The following is a 20628-nucleotide window of genomic DNA, read 5'->3' as shown; positions in this document are numbered from 1 at the left end:
CATGGTCCACGACGAACGGCGCTTACCGTTTTCGACACCCCCGGCAAAAAAATATCGACGCCGTCGTCTAGCGCATGAAGCAGGGCGCCAGCGCGCGTACCTCGACCATGGCCCATTCGGCGGCCGGGCACTCGGCGGCCAGCCGCACCGCCTCGTCGCGCGAGTCGACGTCGACCATGAAGAAGCCGCCCACCATTTCCTTGGCCTCGGCGAACGGGCCGTCGACGATGCGCGCCTTGCCGGCCGGGCCGCTCACCCGCACCGCGCTGTCGAGCGACGCCAGTGACTCGGCCGCCAGCAGCAGGCCGCGCGCCTTCAGGTCGTCGCCCCAGCGCAGCATGCGCTCGTAGGCGGCGCGTCCTTCGGCTTCGCTGCGGGTCGCGCGCTGGCCGATGGGCTCGTGGATGAGCAGCATGTGGGGCATGGGGTCTCCTGTGGGCGAGGTGGGTCCGGACGCGTGGACGGCGCAGCCGTTCCTCCTATGGTAGCGCTGTTTGCGATTCAGGCAAAAAAAACGCCCGCCGGTGAGGGCGGGCGTTGGGGGCACTGCCGCCTCGTGCAGGCGGCGCGCGCCGTTACAGCACGTCGCTGGCGTGGTCGGCCAGGCGCGAGCGTTCGCCGCGCGCCAGGGTCACGTGGCCGCCGTGGTTCCAGCCCTTGAAGCGGTCGACCACATAGGTCAGGCCGCTCGAACCCTCGGTGAGGTATGGCGTGTCGATCTGCGCGATATTGCCCAGGCACAGGATCTTGGTGCCGGGACCGGCGCGCGTGACCAGGGTCTTCATCTGCTTCGGCGTCAGGTTCTGCGCCTCGTCGATGATGAGGAACTTGTTCACGAAGGTGCGACCGCGCATGAAGTTGAGCGACTTGATCTTGATGCGCGAGCGGATCAGGTCTTGCGTGGCGGCGCGGCCCCAGTCGCCGGCGTCGCCGTCCGACTTCATCAGCACCTCCAGGTTGTCGTCGAAGGCGCCCATCCATGGCGACATCTTTTCTTCCTCGGTGCCCGGCAGGAAGCCGATGTCCTCGCCCACCGGCACCGTGACGCGGGTGACGATGATCTCGTTGTAGAGCTTGGTCTCCAGCACCTGCGCCAGGCCGGCCGCCAGCGCCAGCAGGGTTTTACCCGTACCGGCCTGGCCCAGCAGGGTGACGAAGTCGACCTCGGGGTTCATCAACAGATTGAGGGCGAAGTTCTGCTCGCGGTTGCGCGCCGTGATGCCCCACACGTTGTTCTTGTTGTGGCTGTAATCGCGCAGGGTCTGCAGCACGGCGGTCTTGCCGTTGATCGACTTGACCTGCGCGTACAGTGGCGACTGGCCATCCTTCGGCTCGAGGAACACGAACTGGTTTACCAGCAGGGTCGGGATCACGGGGCCGGTGACGCGGTAATAGGTCGCCGAGCTGCCGTTCTTGTTCTCTTGCCAGGATTCGACGTCCTTGCCGTGCTTGTCCCAGAAATCGTCCGGCAGCTGGACGATGCCCGAGTACAGCAAATCCGTGTCTTCCAGCACGTGGTCGTTGAAGTAATCCTCGGCCGGCAGGCCGATGGCGCGCGCCTTGATGCGCATGTTGATGTCTTTCGACACCAGCACGATGGCGCGGCCCGCCATCTGCTCTTCGAGCGCGCGCACGACGCCCAGGATCTGGTTGTCGGCCTTGCCAGCCGGCAGACCCTCGGGCAGGGCGGCGCTGTTCAGCCGGGTCTGGAACAGGAGGCGCCCCTTGGCATCCTTGTTGCCCAGCTTGGACAGCGCAATGCCGGACTCGATGGCGTCATCGTCGACGTTGGCGATCAGGGCGTCGAGCGTGCGTGAAACCTGGCGCGCGTTGCGCGCGACCTCGGACATGCCCTTCTTGTGGTTGTCCAGTTCCTCGAGCGTCATCATCGGCAGATAGACGTCGTGCTCTTCGAAGCGGAACAGTGAGGACGGATCGTGCATCAGCACATTGGTGTCGAGCACGAACACCTTGGTGGCGCCGGAGCGGTCGGCCTTGCGGCTGGTGGACGACTTGATGGTGACTTCGACCGGCTTGTGCTTGGCCGGATGCGGTTGATCGGCGTCGGTCTCGCGCAGCTTGGCTTGCACAGGAGCGGCTTCAGGCCAGTTCTGCTTGCCTTGCTTGCCGCTCTTGCGGGCCGGTTGCCCCGCCTCGGCGGCCACGGCTGGCACGGCTGCGACGGGTTTGGCCGCCGCGGGCGCTTGCGCCGCGGCGAGGGTGTCTTGTGCCTTGCGGCGTGCGCGCGATTTCGGCGTCGGCACGGCCTGGCCGCTGATCAGGTCCTCGACGTCGTCATTGGCCTGGGCCGAGACGGGACGTACCGGCGATTTGCCGGGTTCGGCCTTGGGGTAATCTTTTGCCAGCAGCATGGTCGCTGGCTGGGTAGGCATCTTTGGCAGTGGCATCAGGTTCTCAATCTAAAAAAAGTCTGGATGGCCGTGCGCGCGCGGGCCACGTGGCGCGCTGCCGCACGGAGTCGATGCTACTAACGGGAGTGGCGGGTGCGCCGCCGGATAGACTGCGAAGGAAAATGTCTGCAGTAAGGCCGAGCCTGGAAATGCTCCGGCCCGGCGGGAAACCAGATTGGAAGGATGTGGATGAATTACGGGTTGACTCAAAATAAAGGATAGCGATCCAGCAGGTTGAACGAACTGGAGCCATCCGTAATTCAGGGCTGGCTCTTCAAAAATTCCAGCACTTCGGTGACGTGATCATTGACTTTCACGCCACGCCATTCTTTCACCAATCGGCCTTGAGCGTCAATGACAAACGTACTGCGCTCGATTCCACGCACTTGTTTGCCATACATGTTTTTCATCTTCATGACATTGAATTGCGTGCAGACGGTTTCGTCCGGATCGGAGATCAGTTCGAAGGGCAGGCCCAGCTTGGCCTTGAAATTCTCGTGCGAGCGCAGCGAATCGCGGCTCAGGCCATAGATCTCGGCGCCCAGCGCCTGGTACTCGGGCCAGGCTTCGCGAAAGGCGATGCTCTCGGTCGTGCAGCCCGGCGTATTGTCTTTGGGGTAGAAGTACAGCACGGTGTACCTGGCGGGACGGCCAAGCAGCTCGAAGGTCTGGCCACCGGTCATCGGGGCGGAAAATGGTGCGATGGTTGCTTGGCTCTCGGCCACGGGCTTCTCCTGGGCAGTGACAGCGCACTGCGCTGCAAATATTTACCTCCCGGCGCATGGTGGCGGGGAGCGGCACTGCATGATAATCCGGCCATGCCACCTGCCGCTAGTGTCCGGCTGGACAGAATCGCACTATTTATGTGCTTGATGAAACGTTTCTGCCGACGATCCCGTCGATTCGGGCCGTGGTTCAGGCGCCGGCGTCGATGATCAGGGCCAGCGTGACCTTGCGGCCTTCGCCCATCAGCACGTTATAGGTGCGGCAGGCGGCCTGGCTGTCCATGCTTTCGACGCCGACGTGCATGGCCGACAGGCTGGCCACCAGGCGCGGGTGCACGAAGCGCTGGCGCTCGCCGGTGCCGAGGATGACGACGTCCGGCGCGTCCTTCGCGATCTCCTCGAAGTGGGCGGCGGTCAGGTCGTCGAAGCGGGTCACGTTCCACGGCCGCGGCGGGATCTCCGGGAGCACCGTCAGGCTGTAATTGAAACGCTCGGCATTGATTTCCACGCCCGAGGCGTCATAGCCGGTCACGGTCTGGTATTGTTGAGTGTTGTCGGAATGAAGCTTCATGGCGTTTGCTGGATCGGGTGTGCTAACAAGGGCCCATTGTAACCGGATCGGCAAGGTTGCTTAAACGGGGCGCTTTCGGCAGAATGGTATTTTTTCGCACTGCAACAGAGCACGCTTACACCCAGAGGAAATTTTGAGACCGATCGCCAAATCGAACAAGCTCGACGACGTCTGCTACGAAATCCGCGGACCGGCCCTGGAGAAGGCGCGCCAGATGGAAGAAGACGGCCAGAAGATCATCAAGCTCAACATCGGCAACCTCGCCGTGTTCGGCTTCGATGCGCCGGACGAGATCGTCAGCGACATGATCCGCAATATGCACGGCGCCGCCGGCTATACCGACTCCAAGGGCATGTTCGCGCCGCGCAAGGCCGTCATGCATTACACGCAAGAGAAAAACATCGTCGGCGTGGGCATAGACGACATCTACCTGGGCAATGGCGCCTCGGAGCTGATCGTGATGTCGATGCAGGGCCTCCTGAACAACGGCGACGAAGTGCTGGTGCCGGCGCCCGACTACCCGCTGTGGACCGCGGCCGTGAGCCTGGCCGGCGGCGCGCCGGTGCACTACGTGTGCGACGAACAGTCCGACTGGCTGCCCGACATCGAGGACATGCGGCGGAAAATCACGCCGAACACGCGCGCGATCGTCGTCATCAACCCGAACAACCCGACCGGCGCCCTGTATCCACGCGAAGTGCTGCTCGACATCATCGAGCTGGCGCGCCAGCACCAGTTGATCGTCTACGCCGACGAGATCTACGACAAGACCCTGTACGATGGCGCGGAGCACGTCTCGATCGCCTCGCTGGCCGACGACGTGCTGTTCGTGACCCTCAACGGCCTGTCGAAGAACTACCGTTCCTGCGGCTACCGCGCCGGCTGGATGGTGGTCTCGGGCGAGAAGCGCCATGCGAAGGGCTATATCGAAGGCCTGAACATCCTGGCCTCGATGCGCCTGTGCGCCAATGCGCCGGGCCAGTTCGCCATCCAGACCGCGCTCGGCGGGCACCAGAGCATCAAAGACCTGGTGGGGCCGGGCGGGCGCCTCCTGAAACAGCGCGACCTCGCGCATAAATTGCTTACCGAAATACCGGGTGTGTCCTGCGTCAAGCCAAAAGCCGCGCTCTACATGTTCCCGCGCCTCGATCCGAAGATGTATCCGATCACGGACGACCAGCAGTTCATCTGCGAACTGCTGTCCGAGGAAAAAGTGCTGCTGGTGCAAGGCACCGGCTTCAACTGGATTGCCCCGGACCATTTCCGGCTGGTGTTCCTGCCCAATTCCGACGACCTGACCGACGCTTGCGGACGCATTGCGCGCTTCCTCGACGGTTACCGACGACGCCACGCCTGAACCGGACCGGCGTCCTGACCATCAAGAGAAACAGATTTTATGAAACCGATTCAAGTTGGCCTCCTGGGCATCGGCACCGTGGGTGCCGGTACCTTCAACGTCCTTCAACGCAACCAGGAAGACATCCGCCGCCGCGCCGGACGCGGCATCGAGATTGCGATGATTGCGGCGCGCAACATCGAACGCGCGCGCGAAGTGACCGGCGGTGCGGTCGAGATCGTGGCCGACCCGTTTGCGGTGGTCAACCATCCGGACATCGACATCGTCGTCGAGCTGATCGGCGGCTACGAGTTGCCACGCGAACTGGTACTGCAAGCAATCGCCAACGGCAAGCACGTCGTCACTGCCAACAAGGCGCTGCTGGCGCTGCACGGCAACGAGATCTTCGCCGCGGCCCAGGAGAAGGGCGTGATGGTGGCCTTCGAGGCCGCCGTGGCCGGCGGCGTGCCGATCATCAAGGCCCTGCGCGAAGGCCTGACCGCCAACCGCATCGAATCGGTGGCCGGCATCATCAACGGCACCACCAACTTCATCCTGAGCGAGATGCGCGAGAAGGGCCTGGATTTTGCGACCGTGCTCAAGCAGGCGCAGGAACTGGGCTATGCCGAGGCCGACCCGACCTTCGACATCGAGGGCGTGGACGCGGCCCATAAATTGACCATCATGTCGGCGATCGCTTTCGGCATTCCGGTGCAGTTCGACAAGGCCTATGTGGAAGGCATCAGCCAGCTGCAGGCGGCCGACATCCGCTACGCCGAACAGCTCGGCTACCGCATCAAGCTGCTGGGCATCACGCGCCGCACCCACACCGAGTCGGGCGAGGGCGTCGAGCTGCGTGTGCACCCGACCCTGATCCCGGCCGCGCGCCTGATCGCCAACGTCGAAGGCGCGATGAACGCGGTGCTGGTGCAGGCCGATGCGGTCGGCGCCACGCTGTACTACGGCAAGGGCGCCGGTTCGGAACCGACGGCGTCGGCCGTGATCGCCGACCTGGTCGACGTGACCCGCCTGCTGACCGCCGATCCGTACAGCCGCGTTCCGCACCTGGCGTTCCAGCCGAACCAGATGACCGACGTCGCCATCATGCCGATGTCCGAGATCACCAGCAGCTATTACCTGCGCGTGCACGTGCAGGACAAGCTGGGCGTGATGGCCGACCTGACCCGCATCCTGGCCGACGCCGGCATCTCGATCGACGCCGTGCTGCAGAAGGAGCCGGGCGACCAGACCGACATCGACATCATCATGCTCACGCACCAGACGCGCGAAAAGAGCATCGACGCGGCGATCGCCAAGATCGAAGGCTTGCCGGCAGTGATCGGCAAGGTGACGCGGATTCGCCTGGAAGCGCTGGCCTGAGGGAGACGCCGCCGAAACCGCCGTTGCCCATGCCAGGGCAACGGCGGTTTTTTCATGGCGGCGGCATGCTCTCGTGCGCCAGCAAGGACGCTGGATACGGCTCGAAACGGCGCGGTAATTCCTCGTCATCGTCGAGGAGGGCGGTGGTGAGGAGCAGCAGGTCCTGCTCGATATGCTCGAACAGCGCATTGGCGACGCTGGCGTAGCTGATGTGGAAGTTGGCGGAAGTCATCCGCGGATTCTACCCTCGCTGCAGTGCACCAATGTGCCAGATCAAGCCTGATTTGACCGGCTTCAAGCATCCGCCGCACGCCCGGACGGTGACGGCCAGCACGCTTGCCGTGCCGGGAAGTCCATGCGCGCGCAAGCACGTCGTACTGTAGAGCAATACTTACGGGTTTGGATGCGAATACGCAATCATGAATGTGAGAAACAGCGTTTGTCCGGTTGTGCCTTGCGTTGTACATTACGCACTCCATCACAGCCGAGCGTTCCAGCATGAGCCAACCGAATCAGTTTTCCCTGCTGACCCAGCGCCGTTTCGGCCCGTTCTTCTGGACCCAGTTCCTGGGCGCCTTCAACGACAATCTGTTCAAGACGGCGCTGCTGGTCGTCATGACCTATGACGCGATCAACTGGACCACGCTCGATCCCTCGCTGCTCAACAACCTGATCCCGGGGCTGTTCATCCTGCCCTACGTGGTGTTCTCGGCCACCGCGGGCCAGATCGCCGACAAGTTCGACAAGGCCAGGCTGGCGCGCATCGTCAAGGTCGCCGAGATCGCGATCATGCTGGTGGCCGGCATCGGCTGGATGACGCACACGCTGTGGCTCCTGATCGCGGCGGTGGTCGGCATGGGCATGCATTCGACGCTGTTCGGGCCGGTCAAGTACGCGTATCTGCCGCAGAACCTGAAGCCCGACGAGCTGGTCGGCGGCAACGGCGTGGTCGAGATGGGGACCTTCGTCGGCATCCTGCTGGGCGAAGTGGCGGGCGCGATCCTGGTCGGCTACAAGCCGAACGGCATCATGCTGGTGGCCGGTGCAACCTTGCTCTTTGCCGTGCTGGGCCTGGCCGCCGCCTGGCGCATCCCGCCGTCGCCGCCGCCGGTGCCCGAGCTGCGCATCAGCCGTAACTTCATTGCCGAATCGTGGCGGAACCTGGCGTACTCGCGCCAGAACCGCACGGTGTTCCTGTCGATGCTCGGCAATTCCTGGTTCTGGTTCTATGGCGCCTTGCTGCTGGCACAGTTCCCGGTGTTTTCGAAAGACTATCTGATGGGCGACCACAGCGTGTTCGTGCTGTTGTTGACCGTGTTCTCGCTCGGCATCGGTCTCGGCTCGCTGCTGTGCGAGCGCCTGTCGGGCCACAAGGTCGAGATCGGCCTGGTGCCGTTCGGGTCGATCGGCCTGTCGGTATTCGGCATCGACCTGTATTTCGCCAGCGAAGCCTTTGTCGCCAGCACGACGCTGGTGGACTGGACCGGCCTGCTGAACCAGCCCGGCGCCTGGCGCATCCTGGCCGACCTGGTGATGATCGGCGTGTTCGGCGGCTTCTTCATCGTGCCGCTGTTCGCCCTGATCCAGACCCGCTGCGACCAGAAGCACGTGTCGCGCACGATTGCCGGCATGAATATCCTGAACGCGATCTTCATGGTGGCGTCCGCCGGCGTGGCCATCCTGCTGCTGGGGCAGGGCTTCAGCATCCCGGAACTGTTCCTGACCACGGCGCTGCTCAATGCGGTGGTGGCGGTGTACATCTTCTCGCTGGTGCCGGAATTCCTGATGCGCTTTCTGGCCTGGCTGCTGATCCACACCGTGTACCGGGTGCGCACCATCGACACGGCGCGCATCCCGACCGAAGGCCCGGCGGTGCTGGTGTGCAACCACGTCAGCTATGTGGACGCGATCGTGATCAATGCCGCCAGCCCGCGTCCGATACGTTTCGTGATGGACCATCGCATCTTCAAGACGCCGTTCTTGCGCTGGATCTTCCGCGCCGTGAATGCGATCCCGATCGCGCCGGCCAAGGAAGATCCGTGGACGATGGAAAAGGCCTTCGTCGACATCGCCCATGCGTTGCATCACGGCGAACTGGTGTGCATCTTCCCGGAAGGACGCCTGACCTCGACCGGCGAGATGAACGAGTTCCGCAGCGGCATCGCGAGAGTCGTGGAGCACAGCAAGGTGCCGGTGATCCCGATGGCGCTGCGCGGCCTGTGGGGCAGCTGGTTTACGCGCGACAGGAGCAATCTGTTCGAGCGCAGGATTGCGCGCGGCATGCGCTCGCAGCTGGCGCTGGCCGTCGGCCAGCCGGTGGCGCCGGAGCAGGCGACGCCGGAGTACCTGCAGCAGCAGGTGATGGCGCTGCGCGGGGACTGGAAATAGGGCCTGCCGCCCCGGAGTTGGCGACGATCTCGCACTGTATGGCAAAAACGCAAGATTTTTTCGCTGGCTCTGATATAATTATCGACTAGTCGGGGCGTAGCGCAGCCTGGTAGCGTACGTGCATGGGGTGCACGGGGTCGGAGGTTCGAATCCTCTCGCCCCGACCAACAGAACCAGTGAAAAAAGCCAGCTCTCGAGCTGGCTTTTTTCACATCAAGGCGGCGATCCCTGCGATGCCGGACCCTGCTCGTCCAGCATATCGAGCAACTGGCCGACGTCCACCGGCTTGACCAGGTGCCTGGTGAACCCGGCCCGTTTCGACGCCGCCATGTCTTGCGGCTGGCCGTAGCCGCTCAGGGCGATCATGGCCGCGCCGGCCACCAGCGGCGCCGCGCGCAATGCCCCTACCAGCTGGTAGCCATCCATATCCGGCAAGCCGATATCCAGCAGGCAGACGTCGAAGCCGTCCTGCTGCACCCGTCGCAGCGCCGCCATCGACGAATCCTCGACCTGCACCGTGTGCCCCACCGCCGACAGCACGATGCCCAGCGATTCGGCGGCGTCGCGGTTGTCGTCGACGATCATGATGCGCAGCGTCGAATGCGCAGCCAGCGTTGCGTCGTCCTCGCGCCGCCGTGCGTCGTCATCAGCGCCATCGGCGCCGAGCGGCAGGACCACACTGAAACAGCTGCCGCGCCCCGGCCCGTCGCTGTGCGCCTGTACCTGCCCGCCATGCAGGTCGACCATGCTGCGCACCAGCGCCAGGCCAAGCCCGAGCCCGCCCTGGGCGCGGTCGGGCGTGCGCTTGGCCTGCGTGAACAACTCGAATACGTCGGGCAGGAGCGTCGCATCGATGCCGATGCCATTGTCCTTCACGCTCAGCTTGACCTGTCCCGCGTCCGGCACGGCGTCGGCGGACACCGTGATTTCGCCGGCTTCCGGCGTGTACTTGGCCGCATTGTTGATCAGGTTCGCCATCACCTGCACCAGCCGCTTGCGATCGCCAATGACGGTGACGTTGGCCGCGCCGAGGCGGGTCGACAGGGTGTGGCCCTTCTTTTCGATCAGTGGGCGCGCCTGTTCGATGGCGCTCTGGATCACCGACTTGAGGTCGACCTGTTCGCGCTCCAGCTCGACCAGCCCGCGCGTCACGCGCGAGACGTCGAGCAGGTCGTCCACCAGCTCGACCATGTGCCGCACCTGGCGGTTGATGACGTCGCTGGCGTGGGCGATGCGCTTCGGGTCGACGCCGGACAGCCTGAGCATCTGGGCCGCGGTGCTGATCGGCGCCAGCGGGTTGCGCAGTTCGTGCGCCAGCATGGCCAGGAACTCGTCCTTGCGCGCGTTTGCCGCCTTCAGTTCTTCGGCGGCCAGCTTCTGGTCGTGGATGTCGGTGACCGTGCCCATCCAGCGGGTGATGCGGCCGGCCTCGTCGCGCACCGGCAGCGCGCGGTTCAGCACCCAGCGGTACTCGCCGCTGTGGTGGCGCAGCCGGTGTTCGAGCTCGAACAGGGCCCCGCTCGCCCGGCTCCCGGCCCACAGCGCCTGCAGCGTCGGCAGGTCGTCGGGGTGGATGACGGTGACCCAGTGGGTGCCGAGCAGCTCGGTGCTGGACAGGCCCGTGAAGTCGGCCCAGCCCCGGTTCGAATAATCGTTCTCGCCGTCGGCCCGGCACGACCACACCATCTGCGGCATCGCGTCGGTAATGGTGCGGAATTTTTCTTCGCTTTCGCGCAGCGCGCGCTGCGTGTCGACCTGGGCCGTGAGGTCCATCGAGGCCGCCACCGCGCCGGCGATGGCGCCATCTTCCGCGCGGATCGCGGTGGCGCGGGTGAGCAGCGTGCGGCGCTCGTCCGGGCGGCCGAAGGGGGCGATCTCGACGACGTCGGCCTCGACCTGCTCGCCTCGCAGCGCGCGCGCCAGCGCCCATTCGTCCGACCGTATCGGCCTGCCGTGGCGCTCCGAGTCGTCAGCCCACCAGCCGCGCCACACGGCGTATTGATCCTGGCTGGTGGGCATCGGATGTTCTCCCCACAGCTGGCGGTTCATGTGGTTGACGGACGACAGCGCGCCGTTCGCATCGGCGTAGACGATGCCGACCGGCGCCGAGCTGAGCAGCGCATCGAGGCGACGACGGTCGGCCTCGGCCTGGCTGGCCGCGGCGCGCGCCGCCGTTTCGCTGGCCTGCAGCGCGCGCTCGGCGTTCTTCTGGTCGGTAATGTCGGTAAACAGCAGGGCCACGCGGCGCTCGACCGGATGGGCGATCGGGCTGGCGTAGACGGTGAACCAGCGGCCCATCGCCTGCGAGAATTCCTCGAAACGCCGCGCCACGCCGGTGCGCGCGATCTCGTCGTAGGTGGCGATCCAGCGCTGTTCCAGGTCCGGCACCAGCTGGCGCGCGGTCTTGCCCACGCTGTCGGCGAGGCCGGTATGGCGGGCGAAGGCGCGGTTGGCTTCCAGGATGACGTAATCGACCGCACAACCCTGTTCATCGTAGACCAGGTCGATCAGGCAGAACGCATCGTCCATGGTCTCGATCAGCGCGTGGTTCGTCTGCTCCAGGCGCTGCCGCAGCAGGTGGTCTTCGGTTACGTCGTTGCAGATCACCAGCACCCCGTGGATGCCGGCCTCGTCCTCGATCGGGCTGTAGCCGTAGGTCCACCACACGTCTTCGCGACGGCCGTTGCGGGTCAGCGGGACCAGGCGGTCCTCGTACCAGGCGCTGGTGCCGTCGCGCATGACGCGCTCGATGTCCGGTCCGATCAGGTCCCAGGCTTCTTCCCAGCACGGGCGGCCGGGCTGGCCGAGAGCGGCCGGATGGCGCTCCGGGCCCATGGTCTGGCGGTAGCCGTCATTGTAGAACTGGATCAGGTCGTCGCCCCACCAGATGAACATCGGGTGATTGCTCGACAGCAGTACCCGCAGCACCGTCTTCAGGGTCGAAGGCCAGCCGTCGGGCGGGCCGAGCGGGTTGTCGTCCCAATCGTAGGCGCGCATGAGGGCGCCCATCTCGCCGCCGCCGGCCAGGAAGCTGAAACTGGAGTTCAAGGTGTTTGAAGTAAAAGGTGGAGAGCCGTAAACGCTACGGGCGATTGTTCTGTCGGCAATTGTAACGTGTGCAGCGCGGGTTCTTGATCACGACGCCGTCGGGCATGCCGACCAGCGGCCAGTCGTGCTCCTGGCGCCAGTGCTCGCGCACCAGCTGGGCGGTCTCCGGTTCGGCACTGGCGCAGGCGCAGTCGAACCCGGCGCAGCCGCGACAGCGGCGGGATCCCGGCGTCGCGTTGTCATCAAGTTGACACCATCGGTTGCTAAGATTGCTCCCGTGTCTCTCCGCGTGATCCCTCAACGGATACTGCGTTGTTCCGTCGGCCTTGCGGTCGGCGGATTTTTTTTTGCGCCTCCCGGCGGGCATGGCGCCGTGATCCACGGCGTGCTGATCGGAGAGCGGGTATGCGGCGACGGCCAGGCGACGCCCGACGATCCGGGAATGCAGGCGACGTTCAGGCGTGGACGGTCAGCTCGCGCAGGATGGCGCACTGGCCGGCGGGCCGGGTCGAATCGCAGCGCTCGCGCAGGCTCGACAGTTCGGCGCGCAGCTTGCTCAGCTCCAGGATCTGGCGGTCGATCTCGGACAGCTGGTGGTCGACCAGCGCGTTGACGCCGCTGCAGGAGCGGTGCGGCTGGTCCTGGTAGCCGAGCAGGGTTTCCACCTCGCCCAGCGACATGTCCAGCGATCGGCAGCGGCGGATGAAATGCAGCCGCTCGGCGTGGCTGGCGTCGTACATCCGGTAATTCGCCTGCGACCTGACCGGCGGCGGCAGCAATCCCTTTTGCTCGTAGAAACGGATTGTCTCGGACTGGCAGCCCGTCAGTTTCGCCAACTCACCAATGCGCATCAGCATGATCTTCCCTTGACCTTGTAGTTACTACAGGGATTCTAATGGTTTATCGTCATTGGAGGTGCGCTCATGTCCGCTTGCTGTTCCGGTTCCTGCAGTCCGTCCACGCCGCCGCCCGACGGGCGTTACCGCAGGGTGCTGTGGGCGGCGCTGTTCATCAACTTCGTCATGTTCGGCGTGGAGCTGGTCAGCAGCCTGGCTGCCGGATCGGTGTCGCTGCTGGCCGACTCGGTCGACTTTCTTGGCGACGCCGCCAATTATGGGGTGTCGCTGTTCGTGCTGGGCATGGCCGTGGTGTGGCGTTCGCGCGCGGCCTATGCCAAGGGCGTCGTGATGGGCGTCTTCGGCGTGCTGGTGCTGGCGCGGTCGCTGTGGCTCGGCCTCGACGGCCACCTGCCGCATGCCCCCACCATGGGGGCGGTCGGCCTGCTGGCGCTGGCCGCCAATGGCGCGGTAGCGGCCATGCTGTACGCGTTTCGCAACGGCGACGCCAATATGCGCTCGGTGTGGCTGTGCACGCGCAACGACATGATCGGCAACCTGGCCGTGATGCTGGCCGCGCTGGGCGTGTTCGGCGCCCGCGCCGCATGGCCGGACATCGTGGTGGCGAGCATCTTGGCGTGCCTTGGTTTGTCGGCGGCGCGCCAAGTGATACGGCAGGCGCGCGCCGAGTTGCGGACGCAGGCGCCGGCAAGCTTGCCCTCGGCCACGCCCACGCCCACGGCCACTCCTGCGCCGGTCGTCGAGATCCGGCGGCGCTGAGCGGCGGGTATCCCGCCGTTTCGCACATACTTCAAGAACGTCATCCCTGCGGTTGCGAGCCCGCCTGCGGCCGCAGGTCTTCGCGCTCGCCATGCCGGGCGATCAGCCTGGCCGCGCTGACCAGGTCTGGCGCGATGCGCGTGGGCAGGCGGCGTGGTCCCAGGCGCCATTCTGTCTCGTTGCCGTTGTCGATCAACAGGGTGCGGCAGCCGGCGCGGTTGCCGGCCTCGACGTCATGCAGGATGTCGCCGATCATCCAGGAGGCGCGCAGGTCGATGGCGTGTTCGTGCGCCGCGCGCAGCAGCATGCCGGGCGAGGGCTTGCGGCAGGCGCAGGCGAAGGCATAGTCGCTGACGGTGCCGAGTGGGTGGTGCGGGCAATAGTAAAAGCCTGCGAGGGTGAGCTGTTCGCGAAACAGCAGGTCGCCCAGGCGGTCGGAGACCGGGCCCATTGCCTCTTCGGTGAAACAGCCGTGCGCGATGCCCGGCTGGTTGCAGACCACGAACAGGCGATAGTCGAGCTCGGCCAGCATGCGCAGCGCCGCGCCGGCCCCGCTCACCAGGCGGATGCGGCGCGGCTCGGCATTGAATGGGATGTCGTCGACCAGCGTGCCGTCCTGGTCAAGAAAGATGGCTTTCATGCGCGCTCAGGCGAAGCGCACGCGGTAGCGCACCGCGCCGGCCAGGCGCCAGAACACGGACAGTGGCGGCAGCAGGATCGAGGTGATCGCCATCTCGGCCACGTGCGAGGCGCTGTGGGCGGTGCCCTTCAGGCGGCGCAGGAACAGGCGCACCGTGAGCGCCAGCCAGGCCAGGGTGGCGGCCAGGGCCAGCCAGCGCACGCCCAGCGCCCAGCAGGGCAGGGCCAGCAGCAAGGCGGCGACGATCGCGTAGTGGTCCCAGCACGGATGCGCTTCGATGCGTTCGCGGTAGAGCGTCGGATGCTTCTTGTACAGCAGCGCGTCGAACACGGCATGGCGGATCTGCAGCAGGCTCGCACCCCAGGGCGCCGGACGTACCGGGTGCACGGCCAGCGCCTGCGGCGCGCGCACGATGCGGATGCCCTGTTCGAGCAGGCGGAAGTGCAGGTCGGCGTCGCTGCCGCGCTGGACGCTGAAGCGCTCGTCGAAGCCGTCGAGCCGTTCGAGCACCGGCTTGCGGACGAAGCAGTTGGCGCTGGTGAAATCGGCAAGCTCGTGCGCATGCGCGCTGCGCTGGCGGTCGGTGGGGCGGGCCGGCACCGGGGTCTCGATGCGGCCGCAGACGACGTCGGCGCCGCCGTCGAAGGCGGCGAGCCCCTGGGCCAGCCAGTCGGGGCTGGGCACGGCGTCGTCGCTGGTGAAGGCGATGACGTCGGCGCGCGCCGCGCGCCAGCCGCGGTTGCGCGCGGCGCCGGGCCCGCGCGGCCCGGTATTGGCGACATACGCCAGCCGCGGCCCGCGCTCGAGCGTGCGGGTGCGCCAGCCGGCCACCAGGTGCAGCGTATTGTGGTTGGGTTCGTCGTCCACGACGATGACCTCGACGCTGCGCGGATCGACGCTCTGGCGCATCAGGGCGTCCAGGCTGCGGTCGAGCAGGTCCATGCGGCCGCAGGCCGGCAGCACGACGGAAACCGTGGGGATGGCGGCGGGCGTGGCGTTGGGCGTGGCGGGATTGTGGGCATCGTCCGTAGCAGGCATGGGATGTCTCCGCTGGTCTCGCGCCACGGCATGATCGTGGCGATGTCGAGCGGTTCGATTGCCATGCGTATGAAGCGGTTCCTGCGGTCCGGTACGGCTTGGAGATGGATCAAGCACGAAGGCGGAAATACACCTTCGGGCGCCCATGCGTCCAGATCACACCGGATCCGTGGCAATCCGGACGCTGGTTGAACGCGTGGACGGCCAGGCCGTCCACACAACGCCAGGGCTGTGGTGCGGGATGACGCTTCGTCAGCCGCGCGAGAAACCGGTGTCGTCGTCCATCTTGCGGTCGCCCGCCAGCTTGTTGGCTCCGCCCGGGCTGCGCGGGTAGCCGCCGGCAGCGTCGTTCGACTCGTGCACCGGGTTCGGATCGGCATGCATGCTGCCGCCCACCTGGTAGCCTTCGCCCTCGGTGCGCAGGCCGGAGTTGCCCGGGCTGCGCGGCAGGCCGCCGGCCACATCGTTCGACTGGTGGACGTCGTGGCTGCCCGTGTCGCGGCCCGCGCTGCTGCCGGGGTTGCTGCCCGCGTCGCGCGCCGCAGCGGCGTCGACTTCTCGCTGGATCCGGCTGGCGCTGGCGTCCTGGGTGTCGGCGCGATTATCAGAGGCGCCCTGGCGGTTGCCGTAGATGTCGCCGTGCTGCACGCCCGGCACGCCGGCCTCGGTGCCGATCGGCTCCGGCGCCGCGGTGCCCGGCACGCGGCCGTCGCGACCCGGTTCGGCGCCGTGCAGCTGCGGGTGCGCCGGATCCTGCGGATTGAGCGTGTCTCCGGTCTGGGTCTTGCCCTGGCGGTTCAGAGCGTCGCCGGTCACCGAGACGCCGGTATCGCGCTGGCGGTTGCCGACCGGCTGCTCGAGCTTGCCCCAGGCGTCGGAGTGCATGCCCATCTGGCGCTCGTGGCTGTCGGTCACGCCCTGGGTGGTGCCGCTGCCGCCTGACTGCTGGCCCTGCATCGAGCCGCCCTGCGCCCGGCTGCCGCCCGACTCGTCGATCGCGGAATTGCCTTGCTGACGGCTGGCCGCGTTGGGGTAGGTATGGTCCAGCGGACCATCGCGGGTGATGCCCTTGGCGCCGGGGACGCCTTTTTCATTGGCGCCATAGTCGGCCTGGTTGCCGGGGAGCGTGTGCTTGTCTTGCTTGTCGGTAGTCATGACGGTCTCCTGTACTGATAGACAGGCAGGTCGGATTCCTGCCGCAGACCGCCATGATGCGCGCCGCGCGCGCCGTACAGAATAGGAAGAGGTAGGGGGACGGTGTAGGACTGATCCTGACGAGTTTGTTGATTACTGGAAGTTATTTTTCGCACATGCATTATTTGTCGCGCGATGTCCTACAAAGTCATCTGAAATCCTCCTATAGCCGCATCGGAGATGCCTGCCTAAGATGGGCTTCGACTCATCGTTCGCCGGCGCCGGTCCGGCGGCGACGGGTCTCAAGCCTGCCGCAGGACGCGGCGGTTTCCATAGTGTATAAGGGAGAGCGTGATCATGGCCTCAAGTAATCAAGGTAACAAGCAATCTGGCAATCAGGGCAGCAGCCAGAGCAGCGGCACCCGCAATCGCGGCTTCGCCTCGATGGATCCGGCGCGTCAGCGCGAAATCGCCAGCCAGGGCGGCAAGGCCGCCCATGCCAAGGGCACCGCCCACGAATTCACGTCGGAAGAGGCACGCCGCGCCGGCAGCCTGAGCCACGGTAATCGCCAGTCGGCCAGCGCCGGCGCCGGCACGGCATCGCGCACCTCGACCAAGAGCGGCAACCGCCAGAGCACCCAGGGCGGCAACCGCAGCGGCGGCTCGAAAGAATAAGCTGGCAACCGAATATGCCTGCCGCCGGTCGGAGGCCGGCGCGGGAAATGCGACGGGAAGCTGGGGGCTTCCCGTTTTGCTTTTGTTTTGCCTGTAATACACACAAAACGCGAATGGGATAAGGTAGAATCGCTGCGCCTTTTTCAACCTTCCCCCAAGGATCAACGTCGTGAAACCAGCGGTCATCCGTCAAGTCAAGAGCCTGTCCATGTCCTGCGACCGGGTCGGCAACCTGTTGCTCACCAAGTTCTCCACCCAGGGCGCGAGCGACGTGGGCGTCCACGTCCCGGCTTCGATCGTGTTCTGGCTGCTCAGGCACTTGCCGGTCAACCGCGATCCGCAGCTGAAACCGCCGCCTGCCGGTCCCGGCATCACCCAGGCCGACTGGGACAGTCCCCACGTGCCGCGCGCGCAATACGTGAACTGCAAGGAACTGCCGGGCGCGATCCGCATGACCTTCGTGCTCGACCGCAAGCCCGACCTGACCGTCGTCCTCGACCGCGGCAACGTCGAACTGATGCGCCAGATCATGGACATGTACGCGAAGGACCTGATCGACCTCGACGCGCAGTAAAACACGCGCTCGCGGCCCGGCCCGGCATCAGCGGTCGGCATGGCCGATCCGGTATCATGGCCGGGCCAACGTCGGGCTGGCGCCCGATGCTTCCGATATTCGCACACCGTCCACCGCGACGGGCCATGAAAGGATCCCACGATGCCCATCAAGATCAGCACGATGTTCGACTCCGGCGCGATCGACGTCGTCCGCGCCGACAACGCCGGACAGATCGACCTGAACCTGCGCAAGGATTCGCACGCCGATATCCACCAGTGGTTCCACTTCCGCCTGCAGGGCGCGCGCGGCCAGGCGGTCACGATGCGCTTCCTGAACGCCGGCCAGGCCACCTATCCGAAGGGCTTCGAGGGCTACCAGGCAGTCGCGAGCTACGATACCGAGAACTGGTTCCGCGTCCCCACCAGCTTCGACGGCCAGGTGATGACCATCAACCACACCCCGGAACTGGACAGCGTCTACTACGCCTATTTCGAGCCCTACACCTGGGAACGCCACCTGCGCTTGCTGGGCGAAGTGGCCGAGAGCCCGATCGCGCGCGTGATCGATATCGGCAGCACGGTCGACGGCCGCGACATGAACCTGGTGGTGATCGGCAATCCGCAGGCAGAGAAAAAGATCTGGGTCATCGCCCGCCAGCACCCGGGTGAATCGATGGCCGAATGGTTCGTCGAAGGCATGATGGATGCGCTGCTCGACAACGCCAATCCGGTGGCGAGGAAGCTCTTGCAGCGCGCCGTGTTCTACATCGTGCCGAACATGAACCCGGACGGCTCGGTGCGCGGCAACTTGCGCACCAATGCCGCCGGCGCCAACCTGAACCGCGAGTGGATGAACCCGTCGCTCGAGCGCAGCCCGGAAGTAGTTTGCGTCAAGCAGAAGATCGAGGAAGTCGGCGTCGACATGTTCTTCGACATCCATGGCGACGAAGCGCTGCCCTATAACTTCGTGGCCGGCTGCGAGATGCTCGACAACTTCACCGCCGAGCGCGCGCTGGAGCAGAGCGCCTTCATCGACCGCTACATCGCCTGCAGCCCGGACTTCCAGAAGGAATACGGCTACGCCGCCAGCAAGTACAACGACGAGCTGCTGACGCTGGCCTCCAAATACGTCGGCCACCACTACAAATGCCTGTCGTTGACGCTCGAGATGCCGTTCAAGGACAACGCCAACCTGCCCGACCCGCACGTCGGCTGGAACGGCGCGCGCAGCGCCGGCCTGGGCGCGGCGATGCTGCAGCCGATCCTGCAGGCGCTGGGCTGATCCATGGGCCTCGAGATCGAGCGCAAGTTCCTGGTCGCGGGCGACGCCTGGCGCCAGCTCGGCACGCCCGTCCTGGTGCGCCAGGGTTACCTGAATTCGGACCCGGCGCGCACCGTGCGGGCGCGCATCTACGGCGACCAGGGCTTCCTCACGATCAAGAGCAAGAGCGAAGGCGCCGCGCGCGGCGAGTGGGAATACCCGATCCCGCTGGGCGAAGCCGCCGAACTGCTCGACCGCCTGTGCGAGCGGCCGCTGGTGGAAAAATACCGGCGCCGCATCGCGCACGCGGGCTTTACCTGGGAGGTCGATGAATTCCTGGGTGATAACGCGGGCTTGATCGTGGCCGAGATCGAGTTGCCGGCCGAAGACGCCGTTTTTGACAAGCCGGACTGGGTCGGCCAGGAAGTCACCGGCGACAAGCGCTATTACAACTCCAACCTGATCCGTTCCCCGTATTCCACCTGGACCGATACCGACCGATGACCATCGTTACCCACCGCCGCCGCAGCCTGCTCGCACTTTCCTTCACCACCGCGCTGGGCCTGGCGCTGCCGGCCGCCGGCGCGCCCGGCGCCGGCGATGCGGCGTCGCATGCGGCCTCGCCTGTGGCCTCGCCTTTGGCCTATTTCCCACCGGCCGGCGAATGGGCCCGCAAGGACCCGGCCCAGCTGGGCATGGACCCGGCGGCCCTGGCCGCGGCCGTCCGGTTCGCGCAATCGCGCGAGACCGAGCGTCCGCTCGACCTGTCCGACCAGGAAGCCATCTTCGGCACCCGCCTGGGCTCGATGCCGACCCGGCGCGCCCAGACCAACGGCGTCGTGATCTACAAGGGCTATGTGGTGGCCGAGTTCGGCGACACGCGCTTCGTCGATCCGACCTATTCGGTGGCCAAGAGCATGCTGGCGACCGTCGCCGGCGTCGCGGTGCGCGACGGCCGCATCCAGGTCGAGGACCCGGTGGCGAAGACGGTGAACGACGGCGGCTACGCCGCGCCGCACAACGCGCAAGTGACCTGGAAGCAGCACCTGCAGCAGGAATCCGAGTGGGAAGGCGAGCTGTGGGGCAAGCACAGCGATTTCATCGGCAAGCAAGCCTTCGGCAAGGGCGAGAAGAAGCCGCGCGCGATCAAGGCGCCGGGCAGCTTCTATGAGTACAACGACACGCGCGTGAACCGCTTCGCCCTGTCGCTGCTGCGCGTGTTCGGCCAATCGGTGCCGGACGTGTTCCAGCAGCAAGTCATGGATCCGATCGGCGCGTCGCCGACCTGGAAATGGGTTCCCTACCATAACAGTTATGTGGAAGTGAACGGCAAGCAATTGCCGTCGGTAAGCGGCGGCACGCGCTGGGGCGGCGGCATGTGGATCGACAGCTGGGACATGGCGCGCTTCGGCTACCTGTGGCTCCACCAGGGCAACTGGGGCGGCAGGCAGATCCTCCCCACTTCTTACGTGAAGCAAGCGCTCACGCCGAGCGCCCATGGTCCGGACTATGGCTACCTGTGGTGGCTCAATACCAAGGGCAAGAACCTGCCAGGCATGCCGGCCACCGCCTTCGCGGCGCTGGGAGCGGGCAGCAATGACATCGTCGTGTCGCCCGAGCATGATCTGGTGATCGTATGGCGCTGGCATGCCGGCAACGCGGCCGAGTTCGCCACCCGTGTCATCGCCGCTATCCGTCAATAAAACGTCCACTATCCGCAACGCGGGCCGCGCCAATTGTGCGGGGCAAAACGGGGTTTGAGTGATATATTTTTATCATTAATCCCACCCGCGATGCGGTGTTGTGTGTCCTCTGGTTAAATCCGACAATCTGTTCTTGCAGTCAACCCG

At 65.6% G+C, this 20628-nt stretch carries 19 protein-coding genes and 1 tRNA gene; 10 read left to right on the top strand and 10 right to left on the bottom strand.

All coding sequences use genetic code 11. From position 1 onward, the window contains the following. Window positions 1-67 precede the first annotated feature (67 nt). The 4 genes from ABIB38_RS08620 to ABIB38_RS08605 form a co-directional block, all read right to left on the bottom strand. Window positions 68-424 (bottom strand): YciI family protein, encoded by a 357-nt coding sequence (locus ABIB38_RS08620; protein ID WP_429203346.1) that lies wholly within the window; start codon window positions 422-424, stop codon window positions 68-70. A gap of 151 nt (window positions 425-575) precedes the next feature. After that, complete coding sequence (locus ABIB38_RS08615) at window positions 576-2408, bottom strand: PhoH family protein (RefSeq protein WP_429203345.1); 1833 nt, start codon at window positions 2406-2408, stop codon at window positions 576-578. A 263-nt stretch (window positions 2409-2671) separates the two neighbouring features. Then, window positions 2672-3136 carry a peroxiredoxin gene (locus ABIB38_RS08610; protein WP_429203344.1) on the bottom strand — a complete coding sequence of 155 codons (465 nt, stop codon included), beginning with the start codon at window positions 3134-3136 and terminating at the stop codon, window positions 2672-2674. Between the two features lie 190 nt (window positions 3137-3326). Continuing rightward, window positions 3327-3707, bottom strand: a complete 381-nt coding sequence (locus ABIB38_RS08605) for an Mth938-like domain-containing protein (protein WP_429203343.1) — start codon at window positions 3705-3707, stop codon at window positions 3327-3329. 133 nt (window positions 3708-3840) lie between these two features. Between ABIB38_RS08605 and ABIB38_RS08600 the strand changes: the two genes are divergently transcribed. Together ABIB38_RS08600 and ABIB38_RS08595 are read left to right on the top strand one after the other, a co-directional pair. Beyond that, the gene (locus ABIB38_RS08600) at window positions 3841-5064 is read left to right on the top strand and encodes a pyridoxal phosphate-dependent aminotransferase (protein ID WP_429203342.1); all 1224 of its coding nucleotides are present in this window, start codon (window positions 3841-3843) and stop codon (window positions 5062-5064) included. Between the two features lie 39 nt (window positions 5065-5103). Continuing rightward, the gene (locus ABIB38_RS08595; RefSeq protein WP_429203341.1) at window positions 5104-6423 is read left to right on the top strand and encodes a homoserine dehydrogenase; all 1320 of its coding nucleotides are present in this window, start codon (window positions 5104-5106) and stop codon (window positions 6421-6423) included. 52 nt (window positions 6424-6475) lie between these two features. Here ABIB38_RS08595 and ABIB38_RS08590 read toward each other — a convergent pair whose 3' ends face one another. Beyond that, complete coding sequence (locus ABIB38_RS08590) at window positions 6476-6655, bottom strand: hypothetical protein (RefSeq protein ID WP_429203340.1); 180 nt, start codon at window positions 6653-6655, stop codon at window positions 6476-6478. Window positions 6656-6921: 266 nt separating this feature from the next. Between ABIB38_RS08590 and ABIB38_RS08585 the strand changes: the two genes are divergently transcribed. Both ABIB38_RS08585 and ABIB38_RS08580 read left to right on the top strand, forming a co-directional pair. After that, window positions 6922-8811 carry an MFS transporter gene (locus ABIB38_RS08585; RefSeq protein WP_429203339.1) on the top strand — a complete coding sequence of 630 codons (1890 nt, stop codon included), beginning with the start codon at window positions 6922-6924 and terminating at the stop codon, window positions 8809-8811. A 90-nt stretch (window positions 8812-8901) separates the two neighbouring features. Beyond that, window positions 8902-8978: transfer RNA gene (locus ABIB38_RS08580), tRNA-Pro, on the top strand. 46 nt (window positions 8979-9024) lie between these two features. On the opposite strand, the gene ABIB38_RS08575 is transcribed toward ABIB38_RS08580, so the two are convergent. Beyond that, window positions 9025-11859: a hybrid sensor histidine kinase/response regulator gene (locus tag ABIB38_RS08575; RefSeq protein WP_429203338.1), complete on the bottom strand. Its 2835-nt coding sequence runs from the start codon at window positions 11857-11859 to the stop codon at window positions 9025-9027. Window positions 11860-12314: 455 nt separating this feature from the next. Beyond that, complete coding sequence (gene cadR / locus ABIB38_RS08570; RefSeq protein WP_429203337.1) at window positions 12315-12716, bottom strand: Cd(II)/Pb(II)-responsive transcriptional regulator; 402 nt, start codon at window positions 12714-12716, stop codon at window positions 12315-12317. A gap of 66 nt (window positions 12717-12782) precedes the next feature. On the opposite strand from cadR, the gene ABIB38_RS08565 reads away from it, so the two are divergent. Then, window positions 12783-13475 carry a cation transporter gene (locus ABIB38_RS08565; RefSeq protein ID WP_429203336.1) on the top strand — a complete coding sequence of 231 codons (693 nt, stop codon included), beginning with the start codon at window positions 12783-12785 and terminating at the stop codon, window positions 13473-13475. 40 nt (window positions 13476-13515) lie between these two features. Here the strand turns inward: ABIB38_RS08565 and ABIB38_RS08560 are convergent, their stop codons facing one another. The 3 genes from ABIB38_RS08560 to ABIB38_RS08550 all read right to left on the bottom strand — a co-directional run bounded on the left by ABIB38_RS08560 (window position 13516) and on the right by ABIB38_RS08550 (window position 16308). After that, on the bottom strand, window positions 13516-14115 hold the full coding sequence (locus tag ABIB38_RS08560) for a D-glycero-alpha-D-manno-heptose-1,7-bisphosphate 7-phosphatase (RefSeq protein ID WP_429203335.1): 600 nt from the start codon (window positions 14113-14115) through the stop codon (window positions 13516-13518). Between the two features lie 6 nt (window positions 14116-14121). Further along, on the bottom strand, window positions 14122-15153 hold the full coding sequence (locus ABIB38_RS08555; protein WP_429203334.1) for a glycosyltransferase family 2 protein: 1032 nt from the start codon (window positions 15151-15153) through the stop codon (window positions 14122-14124). A 252-nt stretch (window positions 15154-15405) separates the two neighbouring features. After that, on the bottom strand, window positions 15406-16308 hold the full coding sequence (locus ABIB38_RS08550) for a hypothetical protein (protein ID WP_429203333.1): 903 nt from the start codon (window positions 16306-16308) through the stop codon (window positions 15406-15408). A gap of 336 nt (window positions 16309-16644) precedes the next feature. Here ABIB38_RS08550 and ABIB38_RS08545 point away from each other — a divergent pair, with 336 nt between their 5' ends. The 5 genes from ABIB38_RS08545 to ABIB38_RS08525 all read left to right on the top strand — a co-directional run bounded on the left by ABIB38_RS08545 (window position 16645) and on the right by ABIB38_RS08525 (window position 20481). Beyond that, complete coding sequence (locus ABIB38_RS08545; protein ID WP_429203332.1) at window positions 16645-16962, top strand: KGG domain-containing protein; 318 nt, start codon at window positions 16645-16647, stop codon at window positions 16960-16962. Window positions 16963-17131: 169 nt separating this feature from the next. After that, window positions 17132-17536 carry a hypothetical protein gene (locus tag ABIB38_RS08540; RefSeq protein WP_429203331.1) on the top strand — a complete coding sequence of 135 codons (405 nt, stop codon included), beginning with the start codon at window positions 17132-17134 and terminating at the stop codon, window positions 17534-17536. Window positions 17537-17677: 141 nt separating this feature from the next. Further along, on the top strand, window positions 17678-18799 hold the full coding sequence (locus ABIB38_RS08535; protein WP_429203330.1) for a M14 family metallopeptidase: 1122 nt from the start codon (window positions 17678-17680) through the stop codon (window positions 18797-18799). A 3-nt stretch (window positions 18800-18802) separates the two neighbouring features. Next, window positions 18803-19282: a CYTH domain-containing protein gene (locus tag ABIB38_RS08530; protein WP_429203329.1), complete on the top strand. Its 480-nt coding sequence runs from the start codon at window positions 18803-18805 to the stop codon at window positions 19280-19282. Then, window positions 19279-20481: a serine hydrolase domain-containing protein gene (locus tag ABIB38_RS08525; protein ID WP_429203328.1), complete on the top strand. Its 1203-nt coding sequence runs from the start codon at window positions 19279-19281 to the stop codon at window positions 20479-20481. Before ABIB38_RS08530 ends, ABIB38_RS08525 begins: the two co-directional genes overlap by 4 nt. The last annotated feature ends 147 nt before the right edge of the window (window positions 20482-20628 follow it).

This window comes from Massilia sp. UYP11 (genome assembly GCF_050434805.1).
In the GTDB taxonomy this organism is placed as follows: domain Bacteria; phylum Pseudomonadota; class Gammaproteobacteria; order Burkholderiales; family Burkholderiaceae_D; genus Telluria.
The sequence above is the reverse complement of the archived record's forward strand: the minus strand, read 5'-3'. Positions and strand labels throughout refer to the sequence as shown.